The organism is Aggregatilinea sp. (genome assembly GCF_036822615.1).
Taxonomy (GTDB): domain Bacteria; phylum Chloroflexota; class Anaerolineae; order Aggregatilineales; family Aggregatilineaceae; genus Aggregatilinea.
Genome location: NZ_DAISHJ010000006.1, coordinates 41,729 through 61,723 on the forward strand (window position 1 = coordinate 41,729; position 19,995 = coordinate 61,723).

The 19,995-nt window shown below is 60.6% G+C and carries 14 protein-coding genes; 7 read left to right on the plus strand and 7 right to left on the minus strand.

Annotation, left to right across the window (positions count from 1 at the left end; genetic code table 11):
* Positions 1 to 20: 20 nt before the first annotated feature.
* The 7 genes from V7116_RS03615 to V7116_RS03645 all read right to left on the minus strand — a co-directional run bounded on the left by V7116_RS03615 (position 21) and on the right by V7116_RS03645 (position 8,602).
* Positions 21 to 1,070 (minus strand): Gfo/Idh/MocA family protein, encoded by a 1,050-nt coding sequence (locus tag V7116_RS03615; protein ID WP_324390520.1) that lies wholly within the window; start codon positions 1,068 to 1,070, stop codon positions 21 to 23.
* Between the two features lie 506 nt (positions 1,071 to 1,576).
* Positions 1,577 to 2,749, minus strand: a complete 1,173-nt coding sequence (locus V7116_RS03620; RefSeq protein WP_324390521.1) for a hypothetical protein — start codon at positions 2,747 to 2,749, stop codon at positions 1,577 to 1,579.
* Positions 2,750 to 2,907: 158 nt separating this feature from the next.
* Complete coding sequence (locus V7116_RS03625; protein WP_324390522.1) at positions 2,908 to 3,444, minus strand: acyltransferase; 537 nt, start codon at positions 3,442 to 3,444, stop codon at positions 2,908 to 2,910.
* Positions 3,445 to 3,665: 221 nt separating this feature from the next.
* Positions 3,666 to 4,664 (minus strand): NAD(+) synthase, encoded by a 999-nt coding sequence (gene nadE / locus V7116_RS03630; protein ID WP_324390523.1) that lies wholly within the window; start codon positions 4,662 to 4,664, stop codon positions 3,666 to 3,668.
* A 2-nt stretch (positions 4,665 to 4,666) separates the two neighbouring features.
* Complete coding sequence (gene asnB, locus V7116_RS03635; RefSeq protein WP_324390524.1) at positions 4,667 to 6,682, minus strand: asparagine synthase (glutamine-hydrolyzing); 2,016 nt, start codon at positions 6,680 to 6,682, stop codon at positions 4,667 to 4,669.
* A 47-nt stretch (positions 6,683 to 6,729) separates the two neighbouring features.
* Positions 6,730 to 8,277, minus strand: coding sequence for a class I adenylate-forming enzyme family protein (locus V7116_RS03640; RefSeq protein ID WP_324390525.1), 1,548 nt, complete (start codon positions 8,275 to 8,277; stop codon positions 6,730 to 6,732).
* A 70-nt stretch (positions 8,278 to 8,347) separates the two neighbouring features.
* Positions 8,348 to 8,602 carry an acyl carrier protein gene (locus V7116_RS03645; RefSeq protein WP_324390526.1) on the minus strand — a complete coding sequence of 85 codons (255 nt, stop codon included), beginning with the start codon at positions 8,600 to 8,602 and terminating at the stop codon, positions 8,348 to 8,350.
* Positions 8,603 to 9,638: 1,036 nt separating this feature from the next.
* Between V7116_RS03645 and V7116_RS03650 the strand changes: the two genes are divergently transcribed.
* The 7 genes from V7116_RS03650 (at position 9,639) to V7116_RS03680 (ending at position 19,927) form a co-directional block, all read left to right on the plus strand.
* A complete protein-coding gene (locus V7116_RS03650) occupies positions 9,639 to 11,603 on the plus strand; it encodes a response regulator (RefSeq protein WP_324390527.1) in 1,965 nt (654 codons plus the stop codon).
* A gap of 576 nt (positions 11,604 to 12,179) precedes the next feature.
* Positions 12,180 to 12,950, plus strand: coding sequence for a sugar transferase (locus tag V7116_RS03655; protein ID WP_324390528.1), 771 nt, complete (start codon positions 12,180 to 12,182; stop codon positions 12,948 to 12,950).
* Between the two features lie 237 nt (positions 12,951 to 13,187).
* The gene (locus V7116_RS03660; protein WP_324390529.1) at positions 13,188 to 14,534 is read left to right on the plus strand and encodes a hemolysin family protein; all 1,347 of its coding nucleotides are present in this window, start codon (positions 13,188 to 13,190) and stop codon (positions 14,532 to 14,534) included.
* Positions 14,534 to 15,868 carry a hemolysin family protein gene (locus V7116_RS03665; protein WP_324390530.1) on the plus strand — a complete coding sequence of 445 codons (1,335 nt, stop codon included), beginning with the start codon at positions 14,534 to 14,536 and terminating at the stop codon, positions 15,866 to 15,868. Before V7116_RS03660 ends, V7116_RS03665 begins: the two co-directional genes overlap by 1 nt.
* 218 nt (positions 15,869 to 16,086) lie before the next feature.
* Positions 16,087 to 17,592, plus strand: coding sequence for a sugar ABC transporter ATP-binding protein (locus tag V7116_RS03670; RefSeq protein ID WP_324390531.1), 1,506 nt, complete (start codon positions 16,087 to 16,089; stop codon positions 17,590 to 17,592).
* Between the two features lie 66 nt (positions 17,593 to 17,658).
* On the plus strand, positions 17,659 to 18,717 hold the full coding sequence (locus tag V7116_RS03675; protein WP_324390532.1) for an ABC transporter permease: 1,059 nt from the start codon (positions 17,659 to 17,661) through the stop codon (positions 18,715 to 18,717).
* Positions 18,718 to 18,949: 232 nt separating this feature from the next.
* Entirely contained in the window at positions 18,950 to 19,927 is a 978-nt protein-coding gene (locus V7116_RS03680; protein WP_324390533.1) for a substrate-binding domain-containing protein, read from the plus strand.
* Positions 19,928 to 19,995: the final 68 nt, after the last annotated feature.

Below are 19,995 nucleotides of genomic sequence, written 5' to 3' on the forward strand. Positions count from 1 at the left end.
GCCCCTGAATGAACCGGATCTTAGTCACCCGATGCGGATGTCTGCGCGGCGAGCGTGTCGGCAGCGATGATTTCGGTGCAGCCCGACTCGAGAGCCGCCTCGGCCATTTCGAGCACTTCGACCACCTTCATGCCGTCCCAGCCGCTTGCTACCGGTTCGGTGTGGTTGATGCACGAGTCCACGAAGTCCTGGCATTCCAGGCGCAGCGGCTCGGTGAAGCGAATGTGCGGCGCGACCACATCGCCATAGCGGTAGCTGAGTTGGAAGTCACCGTACGAGTTGGTGTAGGGCAGCTTGTCCACGCCCTTGTCGTAGATCTTGATCTTTTCCAGCGGCTCGATATCGTCGTAAACGACCATCTTCTGGCTGCCGACGATCGTGATGTGGCGAACCTTGCGCGGGTCCAGCCAGCTCACGTGCATGTGGGCAACGACATTGTTAGGGAATTGCAGGTACACGTACGCCAGATCGTGCTTGCCCTTCATGATCGAGTCCGTGCCGCTGGCGCGCACCGAGATCGGGTCCATGCCCAGGATGTAGCGCAGGATCGACACGTCGTGTGGGGCAAGGTCCCACAGCACGTTGGAATTGGTCTGGAACAGGCCCAGGTTCACGCGCACCGCATCGACGTAATAGATCTCGCCCAGCTCACCGGACTCGACCATGCGCTTGATCTCGCGTACGGCGGCGTTGTATTCGAAGGTATGCCCGACCATCAGCGTCAGGCCGCGGCTGTTCGCCAGTTCGACCAGTTCGTGCGCGTGGGCGCTGTTGAGCGTCAGCGGCTTCTCGACCAGCACGTGCTTGCCGTTTTCCAGGCATTCACGCGCAATCGCGTAGTGGGTTTCGGGCGGGGTCGCCACGACCACCGCATCAACACCCAGGGTGAAAAAGTCGTGATAGTCAGTCGTGGTCTGAACGCTCGGATAGCGGCTTTTTACGCTTGCCAACCGTTCCTCGGAAAAATCGGCCACTGCGACGACATTGGAATTCGGCAGCTCGATGAAATTGCGCAGCAAGTTGGGTCCCCAGTACCCATGACCGATAACGCCCACCTGTAGCTGATCCATTGCATCCTTCCCCGTTATTTCAACTGCCGCCTGTGCTCAGTGCGGCGGCACCATGTACGATAGATCTCGCGCGGTCATGAACCGTGCGAAACAGTGATGTGAAACGACGTGAATAAATCCCCTTCCCGCAAAGTCGATGCGTGTGCATCTGGTGATATGCCAGCGTGTAGTGGAATGAATGGCCCTGCGATGCGCTGGCATGTGCTTTTGACGTGCCGATCCGGCTTTCTGCGCCGCGCCCCGGCAGGGCTGCATGCCGCAGATCGCCTATCTATTCAAAATAGTACTGAGGCAACCTTTCATGTTGATAACAGAGGTTGAAAGTAACCTTTCAATTCACTATAGACTTGCGCGTATGTACGATTTTTAGAAGTTTGAGGGAAAACGCGGTCAGACGGCGCGGATCAGCGAGGAAAATGCAGCCGGAACGGCGGATGATCCAAAAGAGGGGGCGGCTGCCACGATTCCCACCCCCTCAGTTATGCGTTATGAAACTTGCGCTAACATTACACCAGCTCGATAGTCCCGTTTTCGAGCACCGCGGCACATTTCACGATGCGCGTATCACTGCCCTCGGCGCGGGCGCGCCACCACTGCGCGACATCGCGCGGGAGCGCGTGCCAGTAGTCGCTCCGCTGCTCCATCGTGCCCAGGAACTGATCGAACAGATTCCACACCTTGTCGTCCAGCAGATAGTCGGGATGCGTGTTCAACAGCGCCATGCCGCCGCTGCGCTCGACAAACGCCAGCTTTTCGAGCCACCGGTCCGGGGTGAATTCCTGCCGGACCGACGTCAGCGTGTAGTCCTGCACCATCGTGTAGGGCAGTTCCACGAATTTGCCCATAAAAAACGGCCAGATCGTCATCACGCCGCCGACCATCGGCTCGTAAGGATCGGTATCGAAGAACGAGCGATCCCACGACACGTCGAACGCCTGCATCCAGTACGGGTTGCGGTGCGTCAGCGGGGCGGCAAAACCCTGCGCGCCGAACTTCTTGACGTAGGCGTTGATCTTCCCCACGCGGCGGTCGAACGTTGCGCGCGAGGTGAACAGCTTGCCGTCGTGCTTCAGGCCGTGCACGCCGACCTCGAAGCCGCGCTCGTTCAGCTCGGCCATCAGGTCGTAGTCGAGTTCGTAGCGCTCCGGCACGAAGTTGAAGCACGAGCGGAACCCGTGGCTTTCGACCAGATCCGCGACCTGGCGCACATACGCCTGGCCCTTCGCCCACTCGATGTCGTGGGTCAGCACAAACGCGTAGCGGCGCGCCTCCGGCCAGAAGTGTGTGTACTCAAGCGATGTGACGCCCATTTCCTGCATGGCGTTTCGCAGTGTGTCCAGCAGAAAACGCACGTAGCGATCTTCCACCGGCCAGCCCAACCGGAACGTCTCCTGGGTGGGGGTGCTGTATTTCTGGCGCATCAGGCGCGTCAGGCTGCGCGGCAGCAGCGGCTTGACTTCGTAGTAAACGCGCTTGGCGAGGCTCATGCGGTAGCGATCCGGCCCGAACTGGCCTTCGCCCAGCACAGCTTCCATCAGAGCGTCCGCGTTGGCGGGACGATCAGGTAGACCGAGAACCGGCAGTGCTTTGTCGATAGCGGCCTGCCACACTTCTTCGGACGGAGAGGGATCGCATAACCAGAAGCGGGAGGGGTGATTGCTGCTCCAGAGGTTGGACATTGCGCACCGCCTATCATATGACCGGTCCATTGACAAACTTTATGTTTAGGATAGCAAAATATATTACATAGTTCAAATACCAATCCTATAAAAAAGGTTTAAAAGCAGCGCATTCCTCGACAGGAACGCGCTGTATGCCTTTGCCGTAGGGGAAGCGGCTAATTTGTCGGGGGCTTGGACGAGTTCGCAGCAGGCTGGCCGGGGCGCGACTTGCGGATCATTTGCAGGCCCTTCATGAACTCGTCGTACTCGTGTTCCCACGTCAGCGGGATGCTCACCTTCGCCAGCGGCTCCGGCGCGGGCGTGGACCAGAACGTGCCCGCCGGGATATTCCGGCTGACGACCGTGCCCGCCTTGATCACCGCGCCGCGCCCGATCTTCACGCCGGGCAAAATGACGCAGTGCGGTCCGATGAACACGTCGTCCTCGATGACCACTGGCCCGGCGTGTTCGCTGGACCGGCGCGGCCCCCAGTAGAAGTGCGTGATGATCGACGTGCGCAGGCCGATCGAGCTGTTGTTGCCGATGGAGATCACTTCAGGGTGCAGCTCGTCGATGTAAACGTACTGGCTGATCCAGACGTGCTCGCCTACCTTCACGCCCCGCATGCGGTGCAGTGCGGGACGCAGGCTTTCGCCGCCCGGCGCGACCATTGCGATCTTGCTCAATAACCGCTGGCTCAGTTGTTCCAACATGGTCCTGCCCCTTCAGCGATCCGAAACCGGAAAAAACCAATTCAACACCACGGCATGTTTTCGTAGGGCGATTTGGCAACCCGCCCCGCCTTTCACACCGGATAGAGCCATTCCCGTAGGGGCAATTCACGAATTGCCCCCTATCCGGCCATGCCAGACGGGATTTTGTAGGGGCGTATTGCGATACGCCCCTACGCGATTTCACGGTTGGCTGTGCCGTCCTAGGACGGTTCGCCCTCGACCACCACGTCGTCCAGGCCGATCGGGTTCATGCGCAGGTAGTCGGTCGTGCGCTGCTTGCGCTTGAAGTCGTCGAACGCGCGCTGCACCTGGACTTCGGTCAGACCCATGCCCTCGGCCACTTCCGCAATCGGGACGTTGTTTTCCTGCGCGTACCACAGCAGGTCCATCGTCTTGAACGGCAGACGGAAGAAGAATTCTTCCTGCGACTGGTGCGCGCTGTAGGTGTCGGTGGTCGGCTGGCGGCGGCGGATTTCCTCCGGCACGCCCAGGTATTCGGCCAGTTGGTAGACCTGCGTCTTGTACAGGTGGATGATCGGCTTGATGTCCGCGCCGCCGTCACCGTACTTGACGAAGAAACCCTGTTCGTGCTCGTTTTTGTTGCCCGTGCCGATCACGGCGTAATTGCGCTCTTCAGCGTGATAGTACAGCGTCGTCATGCGTGTGCGCTGCTTGAAGTTCGACGCGGCCACGATTTGCAGGTACTCGTTCAGCGGCAGACGCTGCGTCTTCTCTTCGCCCTCGGGCGTGATGATCGTCAGCTTGAAGACGTTGAGCGTATTGTCATCCAGCAGGTTGTTCGGCAGCACGATCTTGGCCTTGTAGCCTTTGGCCGCATCGTATTCCGGGAAGACGCGCGCGATCGCTTCGTCGCGGCGCTGGTAGCAGCGGAAGCCTTCCAGCGCGGGCGTGATGACTTCCAGCGTCGGTTTCACGTCGAACGCGTCCGACAGCAGGCGGGCCAGCGCTTCGCTTTCGGCCTCGGAGTCTTTTTCAGGCATCATGATCGCGGCCACGCGCTGCGGGCCAAACGCGCGGGCGGACAGCGCGAGGCACACCGACGAGTCGATGCCGCCGCTCACGCCCACCACCGCACCCCGGCGGTGCATCACCCTGCCGACTTGCTCGCGCATGAACGAGATGATGCGCTCGGTTTCGGCTGCCGGATCGATTTTCAGGACGTCTTCACTAAAGGTCATTGCTAGGCTCCTTGAGTAACCTCGTGCCCCACGCAGACCTTGACGTCGTCGTCTGCCGATAGCGGCGGGGGCATCTTAAAATCGCGGACAAATTGCTGGTGTACGAGCTGGGCGGACAGTGCGCCGACCAGCGCCATATCGTCTGTTTCGCTGAGTTTCACGCCGCGCTCGATCTTCTTGACCATCTGGTCGATCGCGGTGGCGTTGAAGAAACCCGACGCCTCGATCTGCTGGGGAGAGAGCAGATCGCGCACGTAATCCGGCGCATTCGCGCCAAAGAAGCTGCGCTGGATCGGGGCGCGGTAGGGGCGCTTGGGCCGCTGCCAGATGTCGTCCGGCAGCCATTCCTGCGCGATCTTGCGCAGCAGGTATTTTTCCGTCAGGCCGAGCATCTTGAGCTGCGGCGAGAGACGGTTGGCGTAGTCGATCACGCGCGAATCGAGGAACGGATAGCGCCCTTCGATGCTGCGGCCCATGCTCATACGATCCGCCTGCGACGAGAGCAGGTAGGTCGAGAGGAAGGTCGTGATCTCCAGGTACTGCGCCTGCGCCAGTGGATTCCAGCCCTTGAAGCCTGCCGGGGTACGCACGCCCAGCGCAGCCCAGTCGCTTTCGTCGCCGATGATGCCGTCCGCGATGCGCTCGCGCATGGTCGGGGAGAAGAAGCGCTTGGAGCGGCTGGTGTTGCGCCAGCGCAGGCTGTGCGAGTAGGACCAGTCGCCCGTCTCTTCCATCCCCTGCTTGAAGAATGCGGTCAGGTACGCGCCACCATCGGACAGGCCCGCGATGTCGGCATAGAGCCGCTTGATCAGCTCCGGGCGGAACGCCGATTCCGGCTGGCGCGCCCAGAAGCGCCGGATCTTGGCCTCTTTGAAGATGTCGTAGCCGCCCAGGAACTCATCTGCGCCTTCGCCGGTCAGTACGACCTTGTAGTTGCTGTCACGCACGAGCTTGGCGAGCATGTACATCGGCGCAGGGGCGGTGCGCGTCATCGGCGTTTCGGTGTGCCAGACCACGTCGGGGAAGATCTGCCCGATGTCCTCGTAGCTCACGCGGATCACCTGATGATCCGTGCCCAGGTAGGCGGCCATCTGCTGCTGGAAGGCGCTCTCGTCGAACTGCGGATCGTCGAAGGTGATCGAAAACGTGTCCAGCGGGGTCTGCGTGTAGTTGCGGATGATCGCCGCCGTGGTGGACGAATCCAGCCCGCCGCTGAGGTACGCGCCCACCGGCACGTCGGCGCGGAGGCGGATGCGCGTGGCATCGATCAGCAGATCGCGCAGCGCGGCGGCGTGTTCGTCTACCTGCGCGCGCGTGAACGGCGCGGACGTCTCCGCTTCAGAGAAGTCCAGTTCCCAGTACGGCTCGACGGTCATGTTGCCGTTTTTCGCGTACAGGTAGTGTCCCGGCGGCACGGCCAGGATGTTCTGGAAGATCGTGCGCGGCGTCTGGGGACTCCAGAAGCTGAAGACCTGATTCAGCGCCACGGGGTCGATCTCCGCCTCGACGCGCGGCTCGGCCAGGATCGCCTTGATCTCAGAGCCGAACACCAGCGCGCCATCGGTCACAGTGTAGAACAGCGGGCAGATGCCCACGCGGTCACGGGCCAGCAGCAGCGACTGCTCGCGCGAGTTCCAGATCGCAAACGCGAACTGGCCGTTCAGCTTTTCGATGCACGCCGGGCCGTAATCCTCGTAAAGATGCAGGATCACTTCCGTATCGGAATTGGTCTGGAACTGGTGACCGCGCGCTTCGAGTTCGGGCCGCAGCTCGACGTAGTTGAAGATCTCGCCGTTGAACACGATCCACATCGTGCCGTCTTCGTTGCCGATAGGCTGTTGGCCGCCGCTCAGGTCGATGATGCTGAGGCGGGCGCTGCCCAACCCCACCTGGTTATCGCGGTAGATGCCGAATTGATCCGGTCCGCGATGGCGAATCATCGCCAACATTTGGCGGAGGTTCTGTTCCTCGATGGGGCTCTGCGCTTTAAGGTTGTGGATTCCGACGATTCCGCACATGGCTCACCTACCTGAACTGTTCGGACGAATTGCGTGAAGGCGGTCGGCTAGTCCTGCGTCCCGACCACAACCGGGCGCAAGGTTGCCACAAACTCAGGGTTCTTGAGCGACGCTTTATCGACCTTGCCGGAGGAGTTCTTCGGCAGGGCGTGCAGCACGACGATTTCTTTGGGGATCATATAAGGTGCCATGACCCGCTTGCAGTGGGCCAGGACATCATCGACCGTGATCTCGGCGCTGCGGCGCAGCACGATGAACGCCTTGACCGCCTCGCCCAGAATGTCATCGGGCATGCCGACGACCGCCGCCTCGACCACATCGGGGATCTCCACGAGGTGATCCTCGATCTGCTTGCTGCTGACGCGGTGGCCGGAGGGCTTCAGGAAGTCCTTGGCGCGGTCCACGACGAAGATGTAGCCTTCGTCGTCCATGCGGGCCAGATCGCCGGTCCACAGCGCGCCGTCGCGGAACGTCTTGGCGGTGGCTTCCGGGTTCTGCCAGTAGCCGAGCGTGATGTTGTCGCCCGTCGCCACGATCTCACCCGTCACGCCGGACGGCACGGGATTTCCGTTTTCGTCCAGCACGCGCAGCGTCACACCGGGGATGCCCCTGCCGATTGAGCCGAGTTTTGCGTCTTGCAGCTCTGGCGGCAGGTACGACAGGCGCGCGGTCGCTTCGGTCTGCCCGTACATTAGGTAGTAGTCCACCTGCGGATGGGCCGCGCGCAGCTCCTCGATGAACGGGTTCGGCAGTTTGCCGCCCGCCTGCTGCATCTTCTTCAGCTTGGGGAACTGGCGGTTGGGGAAGGACGATCCGCGCAGCAGGATCTGGTACGTGCTGGGCACACCCGCGATGCCGGTGCACTCGGTCGCTTCCATCTGATCGAGCACGACCTGCGGGAACGCGAAGCGGTTGTTGACCACCAGCGATCCGTTGGCGCGCAGGTGCGTGTGCAGCAGCGACGTGCCGAAGCAGTAGTAAAACGGCAGCACGACCATGACGCGCTCGTTTTCGTCCAGCGCCAGGTACTCGACGATCGAGTCCGTATTCGCCATGATGTTGCGGTGAGACACCATCACGGCGCGCGGCGTGCCCGTCGAGCCGGACGTGAACATCAGCGCGGCAAGGTCGGCCCGCTCGTCCACGGAAGTGGACGGAACCGGATCGCCGGGGGCGTGCACGGAAACGCTGAAACGCTCCGCGTAGCGCGCGGCGACTTTGTCGGACTCCACGACGATCGAGGCGTCCGCCGGGATCTGATCGGCATACTTGCGCAGGTACTTGTCCTGCATGCAGAACGCTTTCGGCCCCGTCAGTTCCACCAGCGCGGTGAACTGCGCCGCTTCCAGCGTGGGATAAAACGGCAGCACAACCCCACCTGCCTTGATGATGCCCAGGTAACTGGCGACCCAAAACAGCGAGTTGTCGGCAAAGATGCCCACACGCTCGCCCTTTTGTATACCCAGGTCGCGCAGCAGGCGCGTCATGCCGTCCGCTGCCCGGATCACGTCCTCATACGTATAAGAGGCCGTTTCGGTGATCAGCGCCGTCTTGCCCGGCGTGACGTGTTCCAGCAAGTAATCTGCGAGGTTCATAGTGGCTGCTCCTCTAGCTCTGGCGCGTCCGGCGTCCGTCGAACGCGAGACGCGCCGCCGCGCAAGAGGCTTAGTTCAACACGGCCTGCTTGCGGCGGATGTAATTCGCCAGCTTGGTAACCGAGTCGAAGTTGTCCGGCGTGATGTCCGCGTCCTCAATGTTGATGCCAAACGTCTCTTCGACGAAGAGGGCCAGTTCCATCACCGCCACCGAATCCACAATGCCTTCTTCCAAAAAGGACGCATCGTCCTCATAGTCGTAGGCCCCGTCGGTGAACAGCACGGAATGAGCGAGATAGTCGCGGATTTGAGCTTCAATCGTCATCGTCAGGTTACTCCCAAGGCAAGGTCGAATGATGAGTCGAGCGCGATTTCCGGCGGGCTGCCCGGTCACAGCCTGTAAACGCCGCCCGATAAACACGGCGTCCGCAGCTGCGTCGCCAGGGCGGTGGGGAGAAGTCAAGTTGGCTGCTGTGGCTGCGTGCTAAAGTCGTTTTGGTGTGCAGCGTGCAACCCACCCCGAAGGAGCTGCCCGGATGAATCCCCACATACTGCGGCGCGAAGCCGGTAGACCCTGGAAATCCAAGCATAGTATAAGGGCGCAACCTTACGGGTCCACTATAAAGACTTCGCAGTTCCTATCAATGCCCTTTCAGAAATTCGCCGGAAACGAGCCTGCCGGAACGCGCGCGGCGCTGCCGCTCCGGTCATCTACGCCGGAGCCGGATGGCCTGTTTTCCCCCGTCCGGAACGGGATCCAGGCGGCTGAACGGGCACGTGGTTATCAGCGTAACATGTCATCACTAGCAACCAGTAATTTTTTAACATGTTTTAACGAGTATCTGTGTTATGATATGTATTGTCAGGTTGGAGACGGGGAGCCTTCCAACCACGGTGTGAGCAACCGCGACATTCCGATCCGTTCGATTTACCCGGCCCTTTGTGGTTTATTGCATCGTTCGTTGCACGCCATCGACGCTGACGCCGGAGTTATCCCCTGTAAGGTTACCTCTCAATTGACGGTATTGTTAATACCACGGCGGAGGCCGTTCGTAGAAATGTCCCTGTTTTTTCCACCCGTCTACCAGACCAACCATTCCTTGCAATAGAGTCACTCATCTACTACGCATGTAATGTTTTTAAGCCCATTACTTTACAGAGTTTTTAGGAAATAATTCAGGAAATTACACGGCATGACGTTTTATAATAGGGATACTAACGCGGAAATGGTGATATCACGCCTCAACATGGCCCACCACCCGCAACGCTCTGTAAGGTCAGACGCAAAGCGAGATATCGACTGACAGGTTGGACGTTCGTTTTCACGTCCTTACAGATTATTCGTCGGGAGTACGGCGCAAATGGAAGCCACTGCGACAGCCCAGTTCTTTGAACAAATGAATAACGGTCACGGCGGTGGGGGCGAAGCCATCCTGGCAAGCATCAGCGAGGCGCTATTTTTTGCCGATAAAGACGGCAAGCTGACTTATCTGAATCCTCGCGCTGAAGAGCTAATTGGCGTGCGCGCCGCCGATGTCATCGGCAGTTCGTATGAGTTCCTGTTCCGCCAAATCGCCTCCTTAAGCAACAACGGCCAACAAACCATTGACGATCTGCTGTCGGCGGTTGAGAAAGTGCACGACCAGCCCACCACGCATATCTCAGTGCGCTACCCTCATTCCGCGCACCTGCAAGTCCGGCTGTTCCCGCTTAAGTCGCCGCATGGTAACAACGGCGCGAGCGAAACGAGCGGCTGGGGCGGCATCATCTGGGACGCATCCCCTGAATGGAACAAAATCGGCCAGCGCACCAAAGACATCTTCCTGCTCGCCAGCGAGCTGCGCCAGTCGATGGTCATGATTAAAGGCTACGTCGCTACTTTGCTCAGCGGTCATTACTATTGGGGCGAGGTCGAGCGGCGCGAATTTCTGGATAACATCAACGAAAACCTGAAACAGTCGATCCGCCTGCTCGAAAACGTGCGCGAGATTTCCAAGCTGGAGCTGGGCGAGATCGAGCTTGAGCGCCGTCCCGCCGATATCAAGCGCATGGTCGAGCTGGTCGCCAAAAAAGTAGCCTCACAAAACGAGAAGGCGACCTTTACGATCGATATCCCCGACAACCTGCCGCCGGTCAAGGTGGACTCGCTGCGCATCGAGCGTGTGATCTACAGCCTGCTCGACAACGCGGTGAAATTCTCCCCGCGCGAAAAAGAGGTGCGGATCGCGGTCCAGATGCTCGATACCGAGATCAAGCTCAGCATCGCGGATCGCGGCATGTCGAATCCGGGAGATTATCTGGGCGAGGAGTTCGACAGCCTGCATCAGGTGAGCACCGGCAACGCCACCCCCATGCGCGACCTGGCGCTAGAACTGTACGTGGCGCGCGGGCTGCTGCACGCGCACGGCGGGCAGATCTGGGCGGAGACGAAACCGGGCGAAGGGACCATCGTGCAAATCGTGCTGCCGGTAGAAACAAGCGGCATGTCGGCCACCGAAACACAGACAACTACCACCGAGCAGGCCGCCATCAGCACGCAGGTCCAGGCCAGCGCCGATGTCCGCGCGACGCCGCGCCCGATCAACCAGGGCACCGCCAAAGTGCTGGTGGTCGAAGACGACGCGCGTATGCTGCGCTTCCTCAAGATGCAGTTGGAGATCATGGGCTATAAGGTGATCACCGCGTCCGAAGGCAGCGACGCGCTCGATCTGGCCGCGCTCGAAGTGCCCGACGTGGTTCTGCTGGACATTCACCTACCCGACGCGAACGGCTTCGACGTCTGCGCGCAGCTCCGCGAGTTTACTGCCGTGCCGATCATTATGATCACCGGCAGCGCCAAAGAAGAAGACATCGTGCGCGGGCTGGGCGTCGGCGCGGACGACTACCTGACCAAGCCGTTCCGCAACAAGGAACTGCTGGCGCGCGTTCAGGCCAACCTGCGCCGGTCCTACCTGACCGACAAGTCGCACAGCGATCCGCTGTTCCGCGCGGGCGATCTGGTGATCGATTTCGAGCAGCGCCTCGTTACGGTGCGCGGCAAGCCGATCAACCTGACGCCGATCGAGTACAAGCTGCTGTACCAGTTGGCAACCAACGCCGGACGCATCCTGACTCACGATCAGTTGGTGGCAAAGGTCTGGGGACCGCTGTTCAAGGAAGAGACGCAGTACCTGTGGGTCAACATCAGCCGCCTGCGCTCCAAGATCGAAAAGGATCCCAGCGAGCCGGAATACATCCTGACCGAGCGCGGCGTGGGGTACTACTTCCCCAGCCTGGACCAGATCAGCCAGTCCGACCCGGCCTCGAACAAGACGCAGCCTGCCTGATACCGTATCCCGCCCATCCAGTGATAACTCATCCCCTTCTCTTATAGAGAAGGGGATTTTGTTTGTATGGTGGAACGGCACATCTGCCGGACGGTGCTGCCGCGCCGCCCAATGCAGGTTTGTACGGCAGTCCCCGGCCCGATTCCTTTATATATAGTAATCTCAACGCCGATCTTCAAAATTGGCGCGTTTTGCCCTTGCTGTAAAGTAAGGGGGCCTAAAAAAGCCCAAACTAACAGCCTGTGTAAGGTTACCAAACACGAGCTATCAAGTGCTTCCAGGGTCCATCTTCAGCCCGGCATGCCTCTAAAGCTCGCAAAAATCAACGTCTGCCGCTCGTTTCTTCCCTCAGCGATTTACCATTTTCACATTAAAACGCCTTCAAACGGCTATGAAATAGGGGACTGTATAAATTTCGTAAAAAAACGTATTTCCTCGACTAATTGATAGGTGAAAACACGATCGTGTTGTGCCCATGAAAGGTTGACCCCTTACCATAGTGCATGTAGCGTGAGGATAAAGCGCTCGCGCTTCACACTTAAACCGTAGGCCCCCCTACGACTATGAGGGAAGACAATGCAAACTCAACATCAACACGGCTGGTTCATCGACGCAGCAGACAAGACTCACTCATTCGACTTCTTGACGCTTTCAGACTACCAGCGTCGCACGGTCTACTTCGCAGCGAAGCGCGTGCTCGATTTCGTCGGCGCCGCCATGGTGCTCCTGATGGTTGCCCCGCTGCTGGCCGCTCTGTCGCTCTGGGTCATTCTCGACTCCAATGGCCCCGCCCTGTTCAAGCAGGAGCGCGTGGGCGCACGGCGCAAGAAGGGTCCCAACGGCGAAGAAACCTGGGAAACCACCACGTTTACGTGCTATAAGTTCCGGTCCATGTACCAGAACGCGGATTCCAAGCTGCATCAGGCGTTCTTCCAGGCGTTCGTCAACAACGACGAAGCCGCGATGGACGAACTGAAGGGCGAAAAGACTGCCGAGCGCAAGCTGACCAAGGACCCGCGCGTCACCCGTGCCGGTCGCATCCTGCGCAAGACCAGCCTGGACGAACTGCCGCAGTTGTGGAACGTGCTCAAGGGCGATATCAGCCTCGTGGGACCCCGCCCGGCGATCCAGTACGAAGTCGATATGTACAAGCCGTGGCACCGTGAGCGCCTGAACACCAAACCGGGCCTGACCGGGTGGTGGCAGATTGAAGGCCGCAGCTCGACGGATTTCGACGAAGCGATCAAGCTCGACCTGTGGTACGTCAAGAATCAGAATATGTGGCTGGATGTGGTCATCATCCTCAAGACCCCGATCGCGGTAATCTCGCGTAAGGGTGCCGCCTAAACGCACCACACCTATCGTTCCAACGCCGTGATGTTGAAGTAGACAGCCTCTCCAATCGGAGAGGTTGTCTGTTTATTTTGACAGGTTGTATGCTAAATCCCCGATCAGGCTTTGCGGCGGCGGCGCTTTTTTCTCATAATACTATTGTCGCTGCACATCATTCCTGTTTCAGTCGTGGCGCTCGGAAGCGATGAGTGGTCACGTGCTGGTCGCTTTCCAGTTCCCGAACGGATAACCATGATTTTAACTCTGCTCGTGATCGTGCTCGTCGTCACGTTGATGTTAGCGATCAACGCGCTCTACGTGGCGGGCGAATTCGCCACCGTCAGCGCGCGCAAACCGCGCATCACCCAGTTGGCCCACGAAGGAAACCGCCTCGCGCAGATGCTGCTGCCGGTGATCGAAGATCCGCACCGGCTGGACAGCTACATCGCCGCGAGCCAGGTGGGCATCACCCTGTCCAGCATCGTGTTAGGTATCTACGGCGAACGCGAGATCGCGCCGCGTATCGAACCGGCGCTGGAATGGCTGCCCCTCGGCAGCAGCGGCCTGGCGTCGGCGGGGGTCGCGGCGATTCTGGTGCTGGCCGTGCTGACCACGCTCCAGGTCGTGTTTGGCGAGCTGGTCCCCAAGGCGATCTCCCTGCGCTACCCGGAGGAAGTCGCGCTGTTTACCACTATCCCAATGCGCTGGTCCGGCGACGTTTTGCTGAAGCCGCTGATCATCCTGCTCAACGGAAGCGGTACACTGGTGCTGAAGCTGCTGGGCGCGCATAATGCCGGTCACAGCAGCCACGTCCACTCGCCCGAAGAAATCATGATCTTGATCAGCGAAAGTGAAGAGGGCGGGCTGGTCGATGCGGAGGAGCGGCGGCTGCTGGACAACGTGTTCCGCACCAGCGAGCTGTCGGCGGGCGAGATCGCCGTGCCGCGCACGCGGCTGGTCGCCGCCTCGGCGGATATGCCGGTCGATACGGCGCTGAAGCTGGCGGCGGAATCGGCTTATACGCGCATCCCGATTTACCAGGGCGACATGGATCACCCCGAAGGGTTCGTCCACCTGCGCGATCTGTTCCGGCTCTACCGCGAAAACCACGAGGCGTCGATCGAGACGATCATGCGGCCCCTGGTTTACGTGCCGGAGACGATGCCCGTCAACGACGTGTGGCAAGTCATGAACCGCGACCAGAGCTATCTGGCGATGGTCTTCGACGAGTACGGCGGCACGGTCGGCATGGTCACCCGCGAGGACCTCATCGAAGAGCTGTTCGGGGAAGTTCAGGACGAATTCGATGTGGAGGATCCGCTGATCGCCAGGGGCGAAGACGGCAAATATATCGTGCGCGGCGATACCCTGATCAGCATGCTCAACGAGCATCTCGACCTCAACCTGCCCGACACCTACGCCTACACCATTGGCGGGCTGGTGCTGCACGAAATGGGGCGCATTCCCAAACCCGACGATGAAGTCAGCGTAGACGGGATCATGCTGCACGTAGACAGCGTCAGCGAGCAGTCGATCCAGAAAATCAGCCTGACGCTGCCGCACAATGGCTCGGACGCAGCCAGCAAGGAACAAGCCTGATGGGTGTGCTGCTGCCACTGAGCATCATTCTGCTGCTCGTATTCATCAACGGGGTTTTCGTCGCCGCCGAGTTTTCGTTTATCGGCGTGCGCCGCTCGCGCATGGAACAGCTTGCCGAAGAAGGAAACCAGACCGCGCAGTTGGTCAGCGACGTGATCGACCATCCCGCGCGGCTGGATCGCTACATCGCCACGGCGCAGTTGGGCGTGACGCTGGCAAGCCTGGGCCTTGGTATGTACGGCGAGCCGAGCATCGCGCACCACATCGACTACGCGCTGCATCACTGGCTGGGGCTGGAACTTTCGATCGTCAACACGGTCGGCTTCCTGGTCGGGCTGTCATTGGTGACGTATCTGCACGTCGTGCTGGGCGAGATGATTCCCAAGTCGCTGGCGCTGCAAAACACGGAGCGCTCCGTATTCCTGCTGGTGCGCCCGATCACCTTCGTGCAGACGATCTTTTCGCCGGTCGTCACCGCGCTGAACGCGATCGGCGTGGGCGTGCTGCACCTCCTGCGAATGCCCGCGCCGGACAAGATCAGCCGCCTGCACACGCCGGACGAGCTGGAGCTGATCGTCTCCGAAAGCGTGGTCGGCGGCATGCTCGAAGAACAGGAACAACAGCTCGTCACGCGCATCTTCGACTTTTCCGAGCGCCGTGTCAGCGAGCTGATGGTCCCGCGCCCGCGCATCGACGCCGTGCCGGTGGACATCAGCGAGCAGGATCTGATCGAGCGCGTGCTGGCCTCCGGCCATACGCGCTTCCCCGTCTACGAAAACGACCTGGATCACATCCTGGGCATCCTGCACCTGAAGGATCTGGTGCGCCAGCAGCTCGATGCCGCGCCGTTCGATCTGTACGCGCTGCTGCACGACGCGCCGCGCGTGCCCGAAAATCTGTACGCGGAGGCGCTGCTCTCCACACTCAAGCGCATGCACGTGCACATGGCGATCGTAATCGACGAATATCAAGGCACGGCGGGACTGGTCACACTCGAAGATCTGATCGAGGAGGTCGTGGGCGAGGTGCGCGACGAGTTCGATCTCAACGAAGAATCCGATCTCACCGTGGTCGAGCCGGGGCACATCACCGCCCAGGGGACCACCCGCCTGTACGAGCTGGAGCCACACCTCGACATCCACAAACACGGCCACGACGTCGAAACCGTCGGCGGGCTGGTGCTCGCTGAACTCAACCGCGTGCCCGAAGTAGGCGACGAGGTGAGACTCGACGGCATCACGTTCACCGTGGAAGTCGTGGACGGGCTGATGATCAAACGCCTTTCGATCCGCTACCCCATCGACTCTCCGCACGCAGGCGGCACCGCCCCCTGACCCTTAAGATCGTCTCTGCCGTCGGGCTTACAAATCTACTGTGATAGGAGGTTTGATAGCTTGACGGCAGGATCGGGATCACGCTATACTGTGAACGCTCACATAGATCGTTTTTAGGCTATACACCTTTTCGTTCCGCTCGCAGTTTATTATTGATCCGCCCGGTTTGCCGTATTTTGCGGCCAGGGCAGCTTAAGAATGGTTGGCGAGATTGCTTTATGACCTCCTTGCTGCAAGCCTCAAGCATCACCAAGCAGTTCCCAGGCACGCTCGCGCTCGATAACGTCCAGCTTGACCTGCAAGCGGGCGAAATTCACGCCGTCGTGGGCGAAAACGGCGCGGGCAAAAGCACGCTGATGAAGATCCTGTCGGGCGTCTATACGCCGGATGCCGGAACCATCACTTTTGAGGGCGCGCCGCTCACCGTTTCCAACCCGCGCGATGCCCTGACACACGGCATCGCCATCGTGCACCAGGAACTGAGCCTCGTTCCCGCGCTGACCGTCGCGGAAAACATCTACCCGGGCCGCCTGCCCACCAACGCGCTCGGCTTCGTGAAGTACGGCGAGCTGTTTCGCCGCGCCGCCGCCATTCTGGACAGCATCAATCTCGATATCAGCCCGCGCACCCCGGTCAGCGACCTGTCAATCGCCAAGCAGCAGCTCGTGGAAATTGCCAAAGCACTCTCGATGGACACAAAGGTGCTCATCCTCGACGAGCCGACTTCCGCTCTGACCGAGCGCGAGGTCGAGATCCTGTTCGACCTGCTGCGCAAGCTCGCCGCGAAGGGCGTCGGCATCCTCTACATCAGCCACAAGCTGGACGAGATCTTCGCCCTCACCGACCGGATCACCGTCCTGCGCGACGGCAAGTATATCGGCACGGTCGACACGGCGGACGTCAGCACCGAGGACATCATCCGCATGATGGTCGGGCGCGAACTGGGCCACATGTATCCGGCCAAGAGCAGCGGCGAACGCGCGCCCCTGCTCGAAATACGCGATCTGCGACTCCCGGGCCAGCCCATGCCGTGTACCTTCACGCTGTACGCGGGCGAGATCGTCGGCTTCGCGGGGCTGATCGGCTCTGGGCGGACCGAGCTGGCGCGTGCGATCTTCGGCGCGGACGCGCGCGCGGCGGGCGAGCTGCGGCTCGAAGGCAAGCCGGTCAATATCGGATCGCCCAGCGAGGCGATCAAGTACCAGATCGGCTACCTGCCCGAAGACCGTAAGGCGGCGGGCCTGTTCCTGGATATGTCGGTCAAGATGAACATCGAGGCGGCCAACCGCCCAGCGGTCACGTCCAACGGGTTTATCAACTCGGCGAAAGAGCGCGTCCTGGCCGAAGAATACGTGCGCCAGCTCAGCATCGCCACGGCGGGCGTGGACCAGGAAGTCCGGCGGCTGAGCGGCGGCAACCAGCAAAAGGTGCTGGTCGCCAAGTGGCTGGCGATCAAACCGAAGGTGCTCATCGTGGACGAGCCGACGCGCGGCGTGGACGTGGGCGCAAAGAGCGAGATCCACCACCTGCTGCGGCAGCTCGCAGAGACCGGCGTGGCAGTAATGATGATCTCGTCGGAACTGCCGGAGATCCTGGGCATGAGCGACCGCGTGATGGTCATGCACGAGGGCGCAATCGTGGCTGAAATCCCCGGCGGGGAGGCTACCGAAGAGAAAATCATGGCGTATGCCAGCGGCCAGACTGCTGGCGTGCCCGCCGTATAACATCCGTCGCGGCATTCAAGCCCGTAAATAAACAGTCCTAATTTATTCACAAGCGAGTATTAAAAGATGGCAGCAGTCTCTTCCAGCAAACCACACTCCGGCGCAAAATCCAACGTCTTGCTCTCACTCCTGGGGCAGATCGCGCGGCTGCGCGAATTCTTCCTCATCCTATTGATCGTGCTGATCGGTTTCGTGCTCCACCTCAAAACCGGACACTTCTTCACCGAGCGCAACCTGACTGCGATCGCGCTGGGCTTCTCGCCGCTGGCGTTCATGGCGGTCGGCATGACGGCAGCGCTGGTTTCCGGCGGGTTCGACCTGTCGGTCGGCTCGGTGTTCGCGCTGGGCGGGGTGGTAACCGCCGTCGCCCTGCGTGACGATATGTTATTCGGAGCGCTGCCGATCGGGCTGTCGATGTTGATGGGCATCGCGGCGGGCGTGCTGGCGGGGTTTGTCAACGGCCTGTTGATTACGCGCGCCCAAATCAACCCGTTCATCACGACGCTGGGCATGATGAGCATCGCGCGCGGCGCGGGCTACGCGATCACGGAAGGATCGCCCATCGCGCGCCTGCCGAAAGAGTTCTTCACGCTCGGGCAGGGCGAATTTCTGGGCCTCTCGAATTTGATCTGGATCGCACTCGTCGTGCTGATCATCGGGGATATACTGATGCGCCGCTCGGCCATGTTCCGCCAGATTTATTACGTGGGCGGCAACGAGGACGCCGCGCGGCTGTCCGGCATCAACGTGGACCGGGTGAAGCTGGGCGTATACACGCTCTCCGCGACGCTGGCGGCATTGGCGGGTGTGCTGTCTGTGTCGCGCTTCACCGTCGCGGACCCCGGCGCGGGCAGCGGCTACGAGCTGCAAGTTATCGCGGCGTGCATCATCGGCGGAGCCAGTCTGAACGGCGGCAAGGGAACGGTCTTTGGCGCACTGCTCGGTCTGGTCTTCGTCGGGTTCATCAACAACGGTATGGTGCAGCTTCGCGTCCCGGTCTACTGGCAGAACCTTGCGATGGGCGTAATCCTGCTGCTGGCGGTGGGATCGGATACGCTCAGCCAGCGCCTCCGCTCGCGCAGCCGTACGCGCAAAGGGCCGGAAACCGAATCGAAGCAGGAATAACCGGGAGCAAATTTCCGTAGGCGCGCGCCGCAGTGCGCCTCTCTACCATGCTCGGCGCTGTCTGTCTGGTTGAGGGAACGGGAGGGGGAGTTCTAGTTTTGTCTTGCGCTTCTGCTGAACACTGATGGCGAACGACTGAAAACTGTTTTTTCGGGTGCAGCCTGGGTCTCCCAGGATAGTGTACTGTTTGGCCCGCACGACCTCTCAATAATTTAAGAAAAAGGAGCAGATCATGAATCGCCGCGATTTCTTAAAAGCCAGTGCGATTGCCGCCGCCAGCGCCTCGATCCCCGGGATTAAGCTGGCGAAGGCCCAAAGCGACCAAACTTACTACATGGTGACGTTCGTGTCCGGCATCGACTACTGGAAGGACTGCTTCCGGGGCATGCAGGACGCCGCCGAATTTCTGGGCGTGAACGTCGAATATACCGGCACGCCGGAAAATGACATCACCGCCGAAGTACGCGTCTTCGAAGAAGTCGCGGGCCAGAACCCCGCCGGTATCCTCGCCACCATCATCAACCCCGACGCGTTCATCGAGCCGGTCAACAACGCTATCGGCGCGGGCATCCCGGTCGTGTGCTTCGACGCCGACTCGCCGCTGAGCAGCCGCTACTCGTTCGTCGGCACGGGCAACTACTACGCGGGCGTCGTGGCCGCGCGGTATCTCGGCCCGCTGATCGGGTCCGGCAAGGTCGCCATCTCCAGCGTGACCGCGCAGCTCAACCACGTCCAGCGCCGCCAGGGCTTCATCGACACGCTGGCTGCCGAATTCCCGGATGTCACCACCTCCGACGATCTGATCGTGGACGACCAGAACAACTCGACCACGGCGGCGGAAAAGATGTCCGCGCTGCTGATCGCCGAGCCGGACGTGAAAGGCATCTTCGCCACGGACGCGGCGGGCGCGGTGGGCGTCGGCCAGGCCGTGCGCGAGGCGGGTATGAGCGGCGATGTCTCCATCGTCGGCTTCGACTACGACGAAGGCACGCTCGACCTGATCGACAGCGGCGAGCTGACCGCGACGCTGGCACAGGGCACGTGGCAGATGGGCTTCTGGGGCATGATGTTCCTGTATGCCGTCGCCAACGGCCTGATCAAGTCCGTGTCCGACTGGCAGGCGGCGGGCATTTCGCCGTTGCCGCCCAACGTGGACACCGGTGTGGTCGTCATCACGGCGGACAACAGCCAGTACTGGCGCGCGTCGTAATTCCCACCCCGATTTAACGTTTTGCCGGGGCGTACGGGCAGCAGTGCTCGTACGCCTCTTTTGTTTCC